The organism is Macellibacteroides fermentans (assembly GCF_013409575.1).
Lineage (GTDB): Bacteria > Bacteroidota > Bacteroidia > Bacteroidales > Tannerellaceae > Macellibacteroides > Macellibacteroides fermentans.
The window spans coordinates 362,442-378,150 of the sequence record NZ_JACCCY010000003.1; the positions used below are offsets into that span (position 1 = coordinate 362,442).

General features: G+C 43.2%; 10 protein-coding genes. 3 read left to right on the forward strand and 7 right to left on the reverse strand.

Annotation, left to right across the window (positions count from 1 at the left end):
* The first annotated feature begins 73 nt into the window (after positions 1-73).
* The gene (locus F5613_RS10965; RefSeq protein WP_179399784.1) at positions 74-1,156 is read left to right on the forward strand and encodes an NAD(P)H-dependent flavin oxidoreductase; all 1,083 of its coding nucleotides are present in this window, start codon (positions 74-76) and stop codon (positions 1,154-1,156) included.
* Between the two features lie 56 nt (positions 1,157-1,212).
* Here the strand turns inward: F5613_RS10965 and F5613_RS10970 are convergent, their stop codons facing one another.
* Entirely contained in the window at positions 1,213-1,821 is a 609-nt protein-coding gene (locus tag F5613_RS10970) for a LuxR C-terminal-related transcriptional regulator (RefSeq protein WP_179399785.1), read from the reverse strand.
* A gap of 3 nt (positions 1,822-1,824) precedes the next feature.
* Positions 1,825-2,514, reverse strand: coding sequence for a hemerythrin domain-containing protein (locus F5613_RS10975; RefSeq protein ID WP_179399786.1), 690 nt, complete (start codon positions 2,512-2,514; stop codon positions 1,825-1,827).
* A 523-nt stretch (positions 2,515-3,037) separates the two neighbouring features.
* Here F5613_RS10975 and F5613_RS10980 point away from each other — a divergent pair.
* Positions 3,038-5,707 (forward strand): ATP-binding protein, encoded by a 2,670-nt coding sequence (locus tag F5613_RS10980; RefSeq protein ID WP_179399787.1) that lies wholly within the window; start codon positions 3,038-3,040, stop codon positions 5,705-5,707.
* Positions 5,708-5,714: 7 nt separating this feature from the next.
* Here F5613_RS10980 and F5613_RS10985 read toward each other — a convergent pair whose 3' ends face one another.
* Together F5613_RS10985 and trpS are read right to left on the reverse strand one after the other, a co-directional pair.
* On the reverse strand, positions 5,715-6,473 hold the full coding sequence (locus F5613_RS10985; protein ID WP_179400021.1) for an SDR family NAD(P)-dependent oxidoreductase: 759 nt from the start codon (positions 6,471-6,473) through the stop codon (positions 5,715-5,717).
* Positions 6,474-6,598: 125 nt separating this feature from the next.
* Positions 6,599-7,588 (reverse strand): tryptophan--tRNA ligase, encoded by a 990-nt coding sequence (gene trpS / locus F5613_RS10990; protein WP_068184585.1) that lies wholly within the window; start codon positions 7,586-7,588, stop codon positions 6,599-6,601.
* A gap of 333 nt (positions 7,589-7,921) precedes the next feature.
* Here trpS and carB point away from each other — a divergent pair, with 333 nt between their 5' ends.
* Positions 7,922-11,137, forward strand: a complete 3,216-nt coding sequence (gene carB / locus F5613_RS10995) for a carbamoyl-phosphate synthase (glutamine-hydrolyzing) large subunit (RefSeq protein ID WP_179399788.1) — start codon at positions 7,922-7,924, stop codon at positions 11,135-11,137.
* Positions 11,138-11,409: 272 nt separating this feature from the next.
* Here the strand turns inward: carB and F5613_RS11000 are convergent, their stop codons facing one another.
* From F5613_RS11000 to F5613_RS11010, 3 genes are read right to left on the reverse strand one after another with little or no spacing between them, the layout of a single operon-like run.
* Positions 11,410-12,534 carry an ABC transporter substrate-binding protein gene (locus F5613_RS11000; protein WP_068184630.1) on the reverse strand — a complete coding sequence of 375 codons (1,125 nt, stop codon included), beginning with the start codon at positions 12,532-12,534 and terminating at the stop codon, positions 11,410-11,412.
* A gap of 43 nt (positions 12,535-12,577) precedes the next feature.
* The gene (locus F5613_RS11005) at positions 12,578-13,663 is read right to left on the reverse strand and encodes a DUF5074 domain-containing protein (protein WP_179399789.1); all 1,086 of its coding nucleotides are present in this window, start codon (positions 13,661-13,663) and stop codon (positions 12,578-12,580) included.
* 20 nt (positions 13,664-13,683) lie between these two features.
* Positions 13,684-15,690 (reverse strand): TonB-dependent receptor plug domain-containing protein, encoded by a 2,007-nt coding sequence (locus F5613_RS11010; protein ID WP_179399790.1) that lies wholly within the window; start codon positions 15,688-15,690, stop codon positions 13,684-13,686.
* Between the last annotated feature and the right edge of the window lie 19 nt (positions 15,691-15,709).

Genomic DNA, 15,709 nt, shown 5'->3' on the forward strand with positions numbered 1-15,709 from the left:
ATATTTATTTCATTAATATACTTGAATCCATATAATGTATTAACTTTGTGGCCTGTATTTAGAAACAATTCAGATGAAAACATTGACAATCGGAGACCTAAAGGTTCATGTACCCATTATCCAAGGTGGGATGGGCGTAGGTATCTCCTTATCAGGCCTTGCCTCGGCAGTCGCAAACGAAGGAGGCATCGGCGTTATCTCCAGCGCCGGATTAGGACTTTTATATAATAAACTCTCCAGCAATTTTGGTGAAGCAAGTATTCTCGGACTTAAAGAAGAGCTGAAAAAAGCTCGTGAGAAAGCTAAAGGTATTATCGGTGTAAACGTGATGGTTGCCATGACGAATTTTGCCGATATGGTAAAGACAGCCATAGCTGAAAAGGCTGACATTATCTTCAGTGGAGCAGGTCTTCCGCTCGACTTGCCAAGCTTTCTGCAGAAAGACAGCACGACCAAGCTTGTTCCCATCGTATCTTCAGCCCGTGCCGTTCGCATTATTTGCGAAAAATGGATGAGCCAGTACAATTATCTGCCTGATGCAGTGGTTGTGGAAGGTCCAAAAGCCGGTGGTCACCTTGGTTATAAGGAAAACCAATTGGAAGATGAACATTTTTCTTTAGAAGAAATTTTACCTCAGGTAGTCCAGGAGGTTGCTCTTTTTGAAGAAAAGTACAACAAAAAAATTCCCGTGATAGCAGCAGGAGGAATCTACACAGGAGAAGATATTTATCGCATGATGGAACTTGGAGCATCAGGCGTACAGTTAGGAACCCGTTTTGTAACCACCGAGGAGTGCGATGCATCTACTGCCTTTAAAGAGCAGTATATCAAAGCGCGACAGGAGGATATCGAAATAATAAAAAGCCCTGTGGGAATGCCCGGAAGAGCGATTGGCAGTTCGTTCATTCAACAGGTTAAAGAGGGAATCAAACAGCCCAAATCATGTCCTTTCCACTGCATTAAAACATGTGATATATCCAAAAGTCCTTATTGCATCATGCTTGCGCTTTACAATGCATTTAAAGGAAACTTCAACAATGGATACGCATTTGCCGGCTCTAATGCCTACCGTGCAAGCCGCATAATGAGTGTGAAAGAAACTATGTCCGACCTGATGAGGGAATGGAAAGAGAAAGAATTCTTCTCTAAAAAGTAGAAAATCTGAAAATTAAAGAAATAACCGGTCGAGCTTCATATTGAGAACTTGATCGGTTATTTTTTTATATCTCCCAGTTCGACCAATTTATTTACGATTGCGTAAACAGTAAGACCGCTCGCACTGTGAATCTGGAGTTTCCTTGCGATATTGCGCCTATGGGTAATTACCGTATGAGCCGACAAATAAAGCTGCTCTGCTATTTCACGGTTGGTAAGTCCTTTCACCACACACACTACAATTTCTTTTTCACGGCTGCTCAAGGTTTGCAGCTCGTCATCATCTTCCGTTTTATCTTCTTCCTCGTGGATTGAAATTTTCTCGAGCTTGTTTTTAATATCCTCTGCAGAATCATATATAGTAATGAACTCATCGTATTGATTCAGTAACGAACGCTCTGCCACTGCATAGAGTAATGCTACGCATTTCAGTTTGGGACAGGCACATTCTTCCCGCAACAAAGAGAGGGAAGCATACCCTAACAATGCTGGATTTATAATTAAAATATCTGGCTTACGCTTCTTTAGGAATTCATACAAAGTATCGATAGCCGAAACCTCATCTATATGAAAACGAACCCCCTGAATCCGTTTCAACGTCGCCTCAATACCGCTTCTGATAATTACGGAAGGATCGGCAACTACGATATTCAAATTAATGGTCATAACTTAACTTTGATTTTTTTCCAATTCAAGAATTGCCGGAGTAAACAGATAATCTTCCACTTTACTATGTGAAGCCAAATCCTGTTCGCAAGCAAAAATATCGAATAATACACTGTTAAGTAAATTACCACCTTCAGCTGGATAATATTTAATAATCAGGTTTTTTAGTTCAATAATCTTCATCTCGATCTGGTCGTGCCTTTTCTTGAAAATGGAAATATTATACCGGCTGTCTTTTTCACCTTTTAACAGTCCCTTTACGTAAGGGAAAACAACCTTCTCTTCGTATTGCATGTGCTTAAAGACCTCTTCTGCATATTCATCAAAAAAGCGAATTATGACAAAGGCAACATCTTTTGGGCAGTTATGGATCGCATTCACCAGCTTTTCGCGGATATTAGGCAGTCTGAAATCAAGAAAATAGGTATGAGAATTCTGTAAATAAGATATCAGCGCCTCCATTGAAAAGCAATCAGACAGGATAGGGGTATCGTGTGAATCGTCCGATAAGAAATTTACCACCGTAAGAAACGTGCAGGCATCAACATGGTGCATCTTGCAGACCTCTTTTACATTCTTTTCTCCAAACCCAAGAGGAATCCCAAAACGGCTCATCACCAACAGCATGGGGTAATTATCACCTATCAGGTCACTCATCTTATCAGTCTCTCTATATTTTCCTTTCCTGTACATAAATCAATCGTTTGTAAAATTCTAATTTCAAATATACTTCTTTTTCCTTTTATTCAACTATACAACAAAGAAGAAGGAATTTATTTTACACAAATAGTTCAGTATTTCAATTTATTCACAAATGAACTGAATAATATCCAATAAACAGCATCCTTTGGGAAACAGATTTACTGCATATCCCTCAATCTAGGTATCACACAAAAAAATATACATATAGATAGGTATTGCATCAGCTATCTGGTCAGCCTATCTTTGTCTATATAATTTAGACACTGTAATTGCTATATCAGTAACTTGCTAATTATATAAGCATATAAGATAATGATGAGAACAAGATGTTTTTCTATTAGTTGATCTTGTTAAAAGAAAAGCTTTTCTGTGAAGAAAGGCTCTTTTTTTGTCTACACGAAACCGTTATCCACACAACCTTATATTTTCAGCACCGGATGACATTGAAAAATCTAATTATTCTTTATATTTGTCCGGAGAAGTAATCTGACTGATAAGCAATCTGTTCCCTGAAATGAAAAATTATCTGCCTCCCTTGCATACGATTCTCTTATTCCTGCGTGTCTTTATATTGTGTATAGGGATAGCCATTCCTTTTCAATCATTTGCAAAGGCAGAAAATCCGATTCTAATTATCAGCTCTTATAACCCTGATACCCGGAATACAACGCAATGTATCACCACCTTTGCTGATGCCTACCACAAACTTGGCGGCAAGCAGCAGATTGTTATTGAAAACATGAACTGCAAAAGCCTGCCAGAGGCTAATAGCTGGAAAAGCCGGATGACTGGAATTCTTTCTAAATACAGCGAAGAGAATAAGCCATCCGCAATCGTAATCCTGGGGCAGGAAGCCTGGGCATCGTATCTATCTGTAAATCCTTCCGAATTCAGGGAAACTCCATTGGTCTGCGGAATGGTTAGCAGTAACACCCTCTTGCTTCCCGACTCCATCCCTTCCGTAAACATTTGGGAACCCGAAGCTTTTTATATTGATAAACTCGAGCATAGCCAGCCCATACACGGCATCTTTTACGAATACAATATTGAAAAGAATATTGACCTGATAAAAAGACTGTATCCGGAAACTAAAAACATAGCATTGGTTACAGATAACAGCTTTGGAGGCCTGGCACTCCAATCCATCGTAGTTCAGGAATTCAAAAAACATCCGGAACTGACATTGATCAGACTAGACGGGCGAAAAAACAATATATACGAGATAAGTAAACAAATACAGGAGTTTCCACCCAACACCGCCATCCTGTTAGGAACCTGGCGGGTAGACATAAGTGAAGGTTACTATATAGGGAATGCAACTTACAGCATGATGTCTGCCAATCCTCACATTCCGGCCTTCACAATCACATCAGTGGGACTCGGACATTGGGCAATGGGCGGACATATTCCTCAATATCGTAATCAGGGGGCAGATCTTGCACAAGAAGTCATGCAGACTCTTAGCCGTAAGAATACGGATAATGAATTAAAGAAGATTACCATTCCCAATATATACAAATTTGAGGTAAATAAACTGAAGGAGATGAATATCTCCCGAGAGGTTTTACCCGAGTTTTCTGTATTTGAAGGAGAAAGCATATCTCCTCTCATCCGCTATAAATATGAGATTCTGGTTGTGATAACCATATTGCTGGTTATATTTTGTTTTACCGGACTCTATTTTTACATTCGGAATAAAAATCTGAAAGATCACTTGCTGGACGTGGAAAAAGACAACCTGATCATTCTGAACAACATCAAATCCTCCATTAAGTTTGTAACCCCTCAGTATACCGTTAAATGGAGTAATCAGGTGCCCTTTTACTGCCGTTCTATCAATGGCAAGAAATACAGCTGCCTCTCGTCCGGTTCACTCGAAGACTTCTGTCCGAATTGTCCGGTTACCAGAGCCATACATACCAAAGAGATGGCAGAGGTCACAAACGAATACCAGAAAAAAAAATATGTCCGTATTCTGGCTAATCCGATACTGGATAAAAAAAACAATGTAACCGGCGTAGTGGTGAAGGCCGAAGACGTAACAGAACAGAAACGTATCGAGAACGAACTTCGCGAAGCTAAAGAACATGCAGAAGAGTCGGATCGCTTAAAGTCAGCATTTCTAGCCAACATGAGTCATGAAATACGGACTCCCCTCAATGCCATTGTTGGATTTTCAGGACTTCTCGCCTCGGCAGCAGACCAACAGGACAAAGACGAATACGTGCATATTATAAACAGCAACAACGAAGTCTTGCTACAACTTATCAACGACATACTCGACTTGGCCAAAATTGAAGCCGGCACGCTCGAGTTTATCAAGACTGAAGTAAATATAAATAATCTTCTCTCGGAAATCGAGGGAAGTTACAAGCTGAAAGTTGACCGGCAGGTACAGCTATCCTTTATTGAAAAACAACCGCATTGTATAATTAAAACAGACAAAAACCGGGTATTGCAGGTTATTACCAATTTCATAAACAATGCTATTAAATTCACCACAGAAGGCAGCATCACCTTTGGCTACAGGGTGTACGATAATGAAATTTACTTTTATGTAACCGATACAGGGTGTGGCTTTAGTGAGAAAGAGGCTCAAAAGGTATTTCAACGCTTTGTAAAATTAAACAGTTTCTCGCAGGGAACGGGACTTGGGCTCTCCATCTGCCAGATGATTGTTGAGCGTTTAGGAGGAACAATCGGTGTAAACTCAGAAAAGGGTAAAGGTTCTACTTTCTGGTTCACATTACCCTACGAACCTGTTAGGAAAACAGATCCGATCACGATAGCTCCCAAAGCGGCTTCCGAATCAACCGAAAAGAAAAATACGCTGTTGATAGCAGAAGATAATGAGAGTAATTTCCGGCTTTATGAAGCAATGCTGAAGCAATACCGCATCTTTCATGCAAAAGACGGAAAAGAAGCTGTAAAGTTTTTTTCCGAGATAAATCCCGATTTAATTCTGATGGATATAAAAATGCCTGAAATGGATGGCTACGAAGCTGTTAGGATTATCAGGGAAACAGACAATAACATCCCTGTAATTGCGGTGACGGCTTTTGCATTTGGAGAGGATGAACAACGCATCCTTGAGAGTGGATTCAATTCATACCTATCCAAACCGATCAAAAAGGAGGTATTACATAAAACGATTCAGGAGTTGTTACAGCAAAAGGATTTATAACGATGAATCAATCCAGATAAATCATCTTTTTAGTCATCCCTCCGTCAACGACTACATTCTGTCCATTAATAAAATCGTTTTCAGGAGCACACAAGAAAATACAGGTCCGCGCAATATCATCGGGCGTCCCTACCCTGCCCGAAGGATGCTGCTTATGATCGGCATCCGACAACATTTCGTAAGCTGTATGCTGAATCCATCCGGGACTTATTGAATTTACAGTGATTGCATATTCGCTGAAAGAGATTGCAAGCGCATGAGTTAAAGAGACAATCCCTCCTTTAGAGGCAGCATATCCTTCGGAACCCGGCTCACTCATCAGGTAGCGTGTAGAGGCTATATTAACGATACGTCCGTAGCGTTTCTTTCCCTCCGGCGTATTCCGTTGTACAGCCAACGCCTGCGAGGTGATAAATACGGGTCGCAGATTGGTAGCCAATATCCGGTCAAACTGCTCCAACGTTGTTTCTGTGAGAGGAGAAAACTGACTTATCCCCACGTTATTAATGATAATATCCAGGGTACCCCAGCGCTGAAACAATAGATCCATCACCCCCAACAGCCGGTTTTCGTCGGTAACATCCACTTTATAAAACAAAACAGTATTGGACAACTCGGAGCTTAACTGGTCGCCTGCCTCTTTATCATAATCACAAAAGGCAACTTTGGCTCCGGCCTTTGCAAACATACAGACAATAGCCCGGCCGATGCCTTTAGCTCCACCGGTTACAAAAACATATTTCCCAGCAAATCCTTCCATATCCATTGTATCGTATCTTGTAGTAAAACAACGGGATAACCCTGTATTGTTTTGTAAAACAGATGAAATAAAAAGCGAAGAGATACCTTTCTTCAGGTACATCTTCGCTATATATTAGATCTGATTACTTGTTAGTAAGCCTTGAAACCTATAATCCGGCGTACATCCTGTATCGTTTTGGCTGCACTTTCGCGTGCCTTTTCAGCTCCCTGGCGTGCCACCTTCTCCATATAATCCGTATTGGCTGCGATATCAAGGATACGCTCGCGGATAGGAGAACAGAACAGGTTAATATCTTCGGCCAGCTGCTTCTTCATATCTCCATATCGAATTTCGCAGTTGGCATACTTTTCGTTGAAATAGTTATATGTATCCTGCGAGGAAACAATCTCCATCATGGTAAACAGGTTCTCGACAGGCTCCGGCTTCTCACTGTTTGGAACCGTTGGGCCTGCATCGGTAACCGCCTTCATTACCTTCTTCTTAATTGTCTTCTCATCGTCGATCAGGTAAATTGCGTTTCCTTCTGACTTACCCATCTTTCCTGAACCATCAAGTCCGGGAACTTTCACTGCTTTGTTCGACAAAGAGAATGAGGCGGGTTCAGGGAAATAATCCACTCCGTAGAACGTATTGAATCTGCGAGCAAACTTACGGGCCATCTCCATATTCTGCTCCTGGTCTTTTCCAACGGGCACCTTAGCTGCCTTATGGATAATAATATCAGAAGCCATCAGCGTTGGATATGTAAGCAACCCGGCATTTACATTTTCCGGCTGTTGACGGGCCTTATCCTTGAATGACGTCGTGCGTTCCAACTCTCCCAGATAAGCATTCATATTCAGATAAAGATAGAGCTCCAACACCTCGCGAACATCGCTTTGAACATAAATGGTTGCCTTTTCGGGATCAATACCACAAGCCAGGTATTCTGCCAAAATCTTCCTTACACCACTAACAATATTGTCGGGATGCGGATGGGTAGTCAGCGAATGCCAGTCTGCGATAAAGAAAAAGCAATTATACTCATTCTGCATCTGCAGAAAACTTTTTACTGCACCGAAATAGTTCCCCAAGTGCAGGTTTCCAGTTGGCCTGATGCCACTTACTACTGTTTCCATATCTTGTTTCTACGTTTTATATTCTTTAAATTCGAAGGGCAAAGTTAGCAAATTTTACAGAGTATTTGTAAAAAAGGTTGACTCATATCCATTAAAGTAATACCTTTGCAGAAATTTTAGATACAGATAAGACATGAACGATATAACATACAAGGACAATCCATCCTATTTTTCGGGTTACCTGTTAGACGATACCGGTCATTTCTTTATTTTTGGAAATATAACTTGTTTATATAGCATGCGTTAGTTACTTTTACTAACGCATTTTTTTTGTTTTTAAACGAACAGAACATTCTATAATAATATATTCATAAACAAAACAATCCAATTACAATGGCTAAAAGCGGACTAAAAAAAGTAATTGTACTGGGCTCGGGCGCCCTTAAAATCGGACAGGCAGGCGAATTTGACTACTCAGGTTCACAGGCACTCAAGGCGCTCAAAGAAGAGGGCATCTATACAGTATTGCTGAACCCAAACATCGCAACAATTCAGACATCCGAAGGTATTGCCGACAAGGTTTACTTTCTGCCTATCACCCCTTATTTTGTGGAAGAGGTTATAAAGAAAGAGCAACCGGATGGTATTCTGCTGGCTTTCGGGGGACAAACGGCCTTGAATTGCGGAACCGAACTTTACCTGAGCGGTACGTTGGCTAAATACGGTGTACAGGTTTTAGGTACTTCCGTTGAGGCGATCATGTATACTGAAGACCGCGACCTGTTTGTTAAGAAGTTGGACGAAGTAGAGGTAAAAACTCCGGTTAGTCAGGCTGTGGAAAGCATGGCGGATGCAGTTGCAGCCGCCTACAAGATAGGATTTCCGGTGATGATACGCTCTGCTTATGCATTGGGAGGAATGGGTAGTGGTATTTGCGCCAACGAAACAGAGTTGCGCAACCTAGCGGAAAGTGCTTTTGCCTACTCTAAACAAATTCTGGTGGAAGAATCGCTCAAAGGATGGAAAGAGATTGAGTTTGAAGTGATCCGCGACCGTAAAGACCATTGCTTTACTGTAGTAAGCATGGAAAATGTAGACCCTCTGGGTGTTCATACCGGCGAAAGTATCGTGGTTGCCCCAACCTGTTCGCTTACGGAAGACGAGCTGACCATGCTTAAGGAGATTTCAACCAAGACAATCCGTCACTTGGGTATTGTGGGAGAATGTAACATCCAGTATGCGTTCAATTCTTATACGAACGACTACCGTGTAATTGAAGTAAATGCCCGCCTCAGCCGTTCATCGGCACTGGCATCCAAAGCCAGTGGTTACCCGCTTGCTTTTGTGGCAGCCAAACTGGCATTAGGCTATAGCCTGGATGAAATAGGCGAGATGGGAACTCCCAATTCTGCTTACAAAGCTCCGGAAGTTGACTATATGATTGTAAAGATTCCGCGCTGGGACCTTACCAAATTTGAAGGTGTATCGCGTCAGATCGGTTCAAGCATGAAATCTGTGGGTGAAATCATGTCTATCGGGCAGAGTTTTGAAGAGATCATGCAGAAAGGTCTTCGTATGATCGGACAAGGTATGCATGGTTTTGTAGGCAATAATGATCTGGAGTTCGACGACCTGGATGAAGAACTGGCCAACCCTACCGATTTACGTATTTTTGCCATTGCAAAAGCTTTCGAAAAAGGATATACAGTAGATCGCATATACGAATTATCCAAAATCAACCCATGGTTCCTTAACAAGCTGAAAAATATCGACGATTACCGGAAGGTATTGGAAAGCTACCACAAAATAGAAGAGGTTCCTGCAGAGGTTTTACGTGAGGCAAAACGATTGGGATTCTCGGATTTCCAGATTGCCCGTTTTGTAGAAAAACCGCAGGGTAACATGGAGAAAGAGAACCTTAAGGTACGTGCCTGTCGTAAAAAACTGGGTATTCTTCCCAGTGTAAAACGTATCAACACGATTGCGTCTGAACATCCGGACCTTACCAATTACCTGTACCTGACCTACGACGGATCTGATCATGCTATCCCTTACTACCCGAACGATAAGAATGTGGTTATCTTAGGATCGGGTGCATACCGTATCGGTAGCTCGGTAGAATTCGACTGGTGTTCGGTTAATGCGGCACAAACCGCCCGTAACCTTGGCTATAAGTCGATCATGATCAATTACAACCCTGAAACGGTTTCGACGGATTACGACATGTGCGACAAGCTATATTTCGACGAACTTTCCATGGAACGTGTATTGGATGTAATCGACCTGGAAACGCCAAGAGGTGTTATTGTATCTGTGGGCGGACAAATCCCCAACAACCTGGCCATGAAGCTGCACCGACAGAATGTACCTGTATTGGGAACATCGCCGCTTTCAATCGACCGGGCCGAAAATCGTCATAAATTCTCGGCTATGCTCGACCACCTGGGTATCGATCAGCCAATCTGGGGTGAGCTGACCAGCGAAGGCGAAATTGATGCCTTTATCGAAAAGGTTGGCTTCCCTGTGCTTATCCGTCCTTCGTACGTACTGTCTGGTGCTGCCATGAATGTTTGTCACACCCGCGAGCAAGTTGAGACCTTCCTTAAGCTGGCTGCTAAAGTATCGAAAGAATATCCGGTTGTAGTAACCGAATTCCTTCAGGATGCCAAAGAGATAGAATTCGACGCTGTAGCCCAGAACGGCGAAGTAGTTGAATACGCTATCTCGGAACATGTGGAGTTTGCCGGAGTACACTCCGGAGATGCCACACTGGTTTTCCCGGCTCAAAAAATATACTTCGAAACAGCGCGCCGCATTAAGAAGGTAAGTAAGATGATTGCCAAGGAGCTTAACATCAGCGGACCTTTCAATATCCAGTATCTGGCAAAGAACAACGAGATTAAGGTTATCGAATGTAACCTCCGTGCATCACGCAGCTTCCCGTTTGTTTCTAAGGTGCTGAAACGTAACTTTATCGAAACAGCGACCAAGATTATGCTTAACGCACCCTATACCCAACCTGATAAATCGGCTTTCGATATTGACTGGATCGGGGTAAAGGCCTCTCAGTTCTCCTTCTCGCGTTTGCATAACGCAGACCCGGTGCTGGGTGTGGACATGTCTTCTACCGGTGAAGTAGGTTGTATCGGCGAAGATTTCGATGAAGCGTTGCTTTCGTCCATGATTGCGGTAGGCAATACCATTCCTCAAAAGAATATCATGGTATCATCTGGTGGCGTTAAAAGTAAAGTAGACCTGCTTGAACCTTGCAAATTGCTTGATAAAAACGGATACAACCTGTATGCTACTGCAGGAACAGCCAGCTTCCTTCGCGATAACGGAGTGAATGTAACCACGGTTTCCTGGCCCGACGAAGAGGGAGAGAACAACGTGATGGAAATGTTTAGTCAGCATGCCTTCGACCTGGTGGTGAATATCCCCAAAGATCACAGCCGCAGGGAGCTAACCAACGGCTATAAGATCAGACGCGCTGCCATCGATCACAATATTCCGTTGCTTACAAATGCCCGTCTGGCAGGAGCCTTTATAAAAGCATTTACCAGTATGAAGATGGAAGATATCAAGATAAAGAGCTGGCAGGAATATTAATAAGCCGGACTTTCATCCAATTAAAAAGGGAGACAATACCGATACGAACGGTTTGTCTCCCTTATTTTATTGCTTTACTATAGGAACTTAACAAAATTGCCGGTATAGATCTATTCGTTGGACCATGGTTGTTTTTTCGTTGGACCTAGGTCAACATATCGTTGGACCATGGTTGAGATATCGTTGGACCATGGTCCAACGATTAGCTGTTCGTTTTGAAACCGGTTATACTATACGATTATTCTGCTTAAACAAAAGGGGAACGGTCTAAATTAATCCATCATCCGGCTGAAATACCTTGGCTTGTACCCTGGCAATAATTCAGGATGAAATATCCAAACCAAATCTTTTAACAGATAATCGGGATGCATCGGCACCTCCTCGTAGTAGGGAACCTTTCCTGTATTGGTGTAATAGATCTTTTTATTCTTGAATGCATCGAAGGAGGCATACGGTTTGTATTCCGTCTGAAATGCCTGATAATTCATATCATCGGCCAGATTGAATTTAATCAGCCAGTAATCGGCATGCATTGCCTTATCCAGTACGGTTTCGAACGACAATGGTTTACTGCCTGAACCGGGCAAATCGGCAAACATATAATCGGCGCCGGCATCGGCATACAAGGTAGCCATATAACTGTCTCCGCAGGGAACAAACCAGGATGCTCCAAATTTCTTTTCAGACAACACGGTAGGTCTTGAAGTCACCCCTGCCGCCAGCTGCTTTATATCCAGATAAGCCTTTTCGGTATCATTGAAGATCCGTTGGGCAGCCTCCTCTTTTTCAAAGAATAAAGCAACGAAACGAATCCATTCCGCCCGGCCCAAAGGGGTGGCCTCCATGTAATCGGCACATTCAATGATTGGGAGTCCCAGCTTCTCGGCCGGACCATACCCTGCGTTTTCAAACGGAGAAACCAGAATCGCCTCTACATTGATGTCGATCATCTTCTCCACATTGGGGGAGGTAGCTTCGCCTAAATCGGCTACCGTTCCTGCCTGAATCCCTTTTTGAATAATCGGACTGTCTATGTAACGAGGCTCGCAGACACCCACCACTTCGTTGGCAACCTGCAGCTGTTCCAGCATAGAGCAATGTACAGAACTGTAAACAGCCAACCGTTTCACGGGTACACGAACCACCACTCCCTGCGGAAGATCAGACGGAACATCCTTGGTCCGGTCTACCAGGATATACCGTTGAAGTATCTTGCTTGAATCCCACGGATCGCGCACCTCCACTTCCCGGTAAGACGGATAATGTTTAACCGTAAAACCTGCAGCGTAGCGAATGGTGTCCGAATAGGACGCTGCAACCCCTCCCTTCTTACTTCCCGATGAACAGGAAGTAAAAATGGAAAGGAGCAAAAGGATATAAACTACATGTTGTTTCATATGCATCATACTTGGACGGATCTTTTTCAAGACGCCAATTTACCTATTTATTTGAAATAAAAGCAATGGATTTTGGCTCTAATCCTACTTCAAACTTATGCAGCAGTTTTCCTTCCGGAGAGAAAATATGCATGTCTGAGTTTGTTTTAAAATCGCTAACCCCGATATAGATATTTCCTGTTACAGGATCAACAGCCAAGCAAGATGGATTTGCACCTACCGGATAGGTAATAGCATCTTTCAGGAAATTAGTTGTTATCACAGACTCGTTCTTGCAATCATACTTGATATAATCGGTCACAGGTTTACCCCAAAGAGCATTAATAGCATAAAGCGTATCATTCTTCATTGTCATGGTGGTAGCCTCCATCAAGACTGTAGACTTCTGGGTCTGCTTATCGATACGCTGTAATGTATTATTCAATGTATTGCCATAATCTCCCATCGAAATTACATATACATCCCCCTGGCTATCCGATAGAATCTCCGTCGGATTCATTAACACATCAATCTTTGTTATCTCTGCTAATGTTGTGGCGTCAAGTACGGCCACTTTGGTTCCGGGAGTAGAAGCCATCCCTTCCGATACCGCCACATAAATTTTATTATTTACCAGGGTAAGCTGTTCCGGATTTAAACCCACCGGTGCTATTTTTGTCACCTCCAGGCTTGTGGTATCTACCATCCCCACGTAGCCATCATAAAAGGTAACATACACTTTTCCATTACCGGAAGCCATGCAACGCGGCTGGTGATAGGAATCATCTGTATTTTTGGATGTAATCGTCTTCAACGAATTTCCTTTCTTATCCATCACCTCAATCTGATAAGAGCCGTATACCGTTGTATACATCTTACCTCCGTAGACCAACAATTCCTGGGCCGAATCACCCAGCTTACGTCCGTTTAAGGTAGAAAACAGATCCGACACAACGGTTTTACTCTCTGTATCAAAATAAGATATGGAGGCATTATTTTCTTTGAAGTTACCTCTGTTTAGTACAAACACACCCTCTGTCTGTTCGGGAATTTCAACCACAACAGGTTGGTCGTCACTTTCGCAAGAGGTCAGTGTAAAAAGGAAAGCAGCACTAAACAACCATCCTAACAATAATTCAATCTTCTTCATTTCTATACGTTTTAATACGATTAATAGTTTATTTTAAGTGAAACCCGGAAAGATCGCCCGGGCATGGGATAATATTTAATAACCTCGTAATTGATATCACCCAGGTTAATAATTTCGCCTTGTAAACGCAGGGATGCCTTACCCAGTTTGAAGGTACGGTTGGCCGAAATGCCCTGTTCAATATAGCCATCGATCCGGTTTTCGCGGATATTCTGGGGTAGAGCGTAACGATTTCCCACGGCCGTAAGCATATAGCCTACATTAATCCAGGGAGTTTCGGCAGTAAGAGAGGCTGTACCCGAATGTTCCGGAGTGTAAGGAATCTGATGTTTATAATTCTTCTTGGCCGGATCGGTTATATCAACCGCCTTCTGCCAGGTATAGGTTCCGGCAAGCTGGAACGAAAGTTTATTGGAAACCGGCATGCCTGCCTCTAGATTTAAATCCAATCCTTTAATGGATACCTCCCCGAAATTCATCATTCTGGCAAAAGCCAAAGAGGGTATCACCACAATTTTATCACTAACCCGGTTATAATACCCATCGGCCGAAAACCGGAGGTAATCCAAGGCGCTGAAAGGCTTTCCACTCCAGGTAAGCCCCACATTGTACTGCGTAGCACGTTCCGGCCTTAATCCGGTATTTCCTATACGCAGGTAATACAGGTCATTGAAGGTGGGTACCCTGAAAATATCTTTAATGGAGGCTCTAACACGGATATTCTTCTCTTCCCATATCCGCCACGATCCACTTAGTGCCGGAGAGATCCGTTTACGGTCTGCCGGTCGGTCGCCGGTCTTCACCCTCTCCGTGATATAGGTTCCCAGCAAACTTCCGGTAAGCGTAATACGTGCATCCTGGTATTGGGCTGCCAGCACTGAGAGCGATGTATACCGTGTTGGGTAGGGACTTTCGGGAATGGTTGCATCCAGGGTATTAACAAAGAAGTCGGAAGCAAAAGAAAAACTGAGAACATCTGCAGGCACATATTTCAATGCTCCTGATGCATAATATTCTTTCTGCGTATAGCGGTCGTCTTGTCTCCCCCCGGCATATTTATTATTTATGTCGAGGTATCGGTTGTATGCATGATTGAACTTCAACAAACCTTTAACCGACAAATACTCTCCTATTTTATTCTCGTACCTTGTCTGCGTAAAGAAATTTCTGTCCCACAAACGTTCGCGCGCCTGCGGATTGTACAGGCTGACCGATCCCGGAAGGCCTCGTTCCGAATCAAAGTAGTAAGCCTTCACCTGTAACCGGCCGGCATGCTGCAGATCTGCATATACGTTGGCCTCCCCTCTCCAGGAATTGATGTCGCTGTTCAGTCTCTTTTGCTCTTCCCGCAGGGTTCCGTTAACCAATGTAAAGGGATAGTCGCCATCGGCCGTAAGCCAATCGCCATGCATGGTAACAGCAACTTTGGATCCCACCTTTTGTCCGTATCTGAATGAGGGATTGAAATATCCGAAAGAGCCCGCTTTAAGCTGACCTTCAAGCGTATACTTCTTATCGTCAAACAGTGGGTGCGATGTTTCAATCTGCAAAGCTCCTGCGGAAGCATATATCCGGGCCGTTTGGAAGATATCGTCTGCCTGTCCGATTGAAAGCAGAACCTGCTCTACGTTATCCAACGAAAAGCGGCTGATATCCACCTGTCCGCTTTGTGCGTCACTAATGGTAATACCGTCGTAGCTTATCGCTGTATGCTGGGCACCCAGACTACGAACGGAAACGGTCTTCAACCCTCCAACACCTCCATAGTCTTTGATCGTTACTCCCGAAAAACGTTTTACAGCTTCCGATAATTCCTGCACTCCCAGACGAAGCATGTCGCTTTTATTCAGCATCTGCACCGGCGTGCCTTCCCGCGTTACGGCGGGACGCACCTTCTCTACCACCTCAACCTCGTTCAGATTACGGTGGCGTAGTACCAGGGAGTCTTGCTGGGCAATCAATCCGTTGTTGGAAACAAGACAAAACAGTCCTGCCCAAAAAGATACTTTCACTTGTTTATTCAGCATAAAAATTTCGTTTACGACA

What these genes read in the sequence shown, in the direction of transcription:
- F5613_RS10970 (WP_179399785.1), bottom strand. Translation starts at nt 1,821, where the DNA reads ATGACCATTAATTTGAATATCGTAGTTGCCGATCCTTCCGTAATTATC.
- F5613_RS10980 (WP_179399787.1), top strand. Translation starts at nt 3,038, where the DNA reads ATGAAAAATTATCTGCCTCCCTTGCATACGATTCTCTTATTCCTGCGT.
- F5613_RS11005 (WP_179399789.1), bottom strand. Translation starts at nt 13,663, where the DNA reads ATGAAGAAGATTGAATTATTGTTAGGATGGTTGTTTAGTGCTGCTTTC.
- F5613_RS11000 (WP_068184630.1), bottom strand. Translation starts at nt 12,534, where the DNA reads ATGAAACAACATGTAGTTTATATCCTTTTGCTCCTTTCCATTTTTACT.
- F5613_RS11010 (WP_179399790.1), bottom strand. Translation starts at nt 15,690, where the DNA reads ATGCTGAATAAACAAGTGAAAGTATCTTTTTGGGCAGGACTGTTTTGT.
- F5613_RS10965 (WP_179399784.1), top strand. Translation starts at nt 74, where the DNA reads ATGAAAACATTGACAATCGGAGACCTAAAGGTTCATGTACCCATTATC.
- F5613_RS10985 (WP_179400021.1), bottom strand. Translation starts at nt 6,473, where the DNA reads ATGGATATGGAAGGATTTGCTGGGAAATATGTTTTTGTAACCGGTGGA.
- carB (WP_179399788.1), top strand. Translation starts at nt 7,922, where the DNA reads ATGGCTAAAAGCGGACTAAAAAAAGTAATTGTACTGGGCTCGGGCGCC.
- F5613_RS10975 (WP_179399786.1), bottom strand. Translation starts at nt 2,514, where the DNA reads ATGTACAGGAAAGGAAAATATAGAGAGACTGATAAGATGAGTGACCTG.
- trpS (WP_068184585.1), bottom strand. Translation starts at nt 7,588, where the DNA reads ATGGAAACAGTAGTAAGTGGCATCAGGCCAACTGGAAACCTGCACTTG.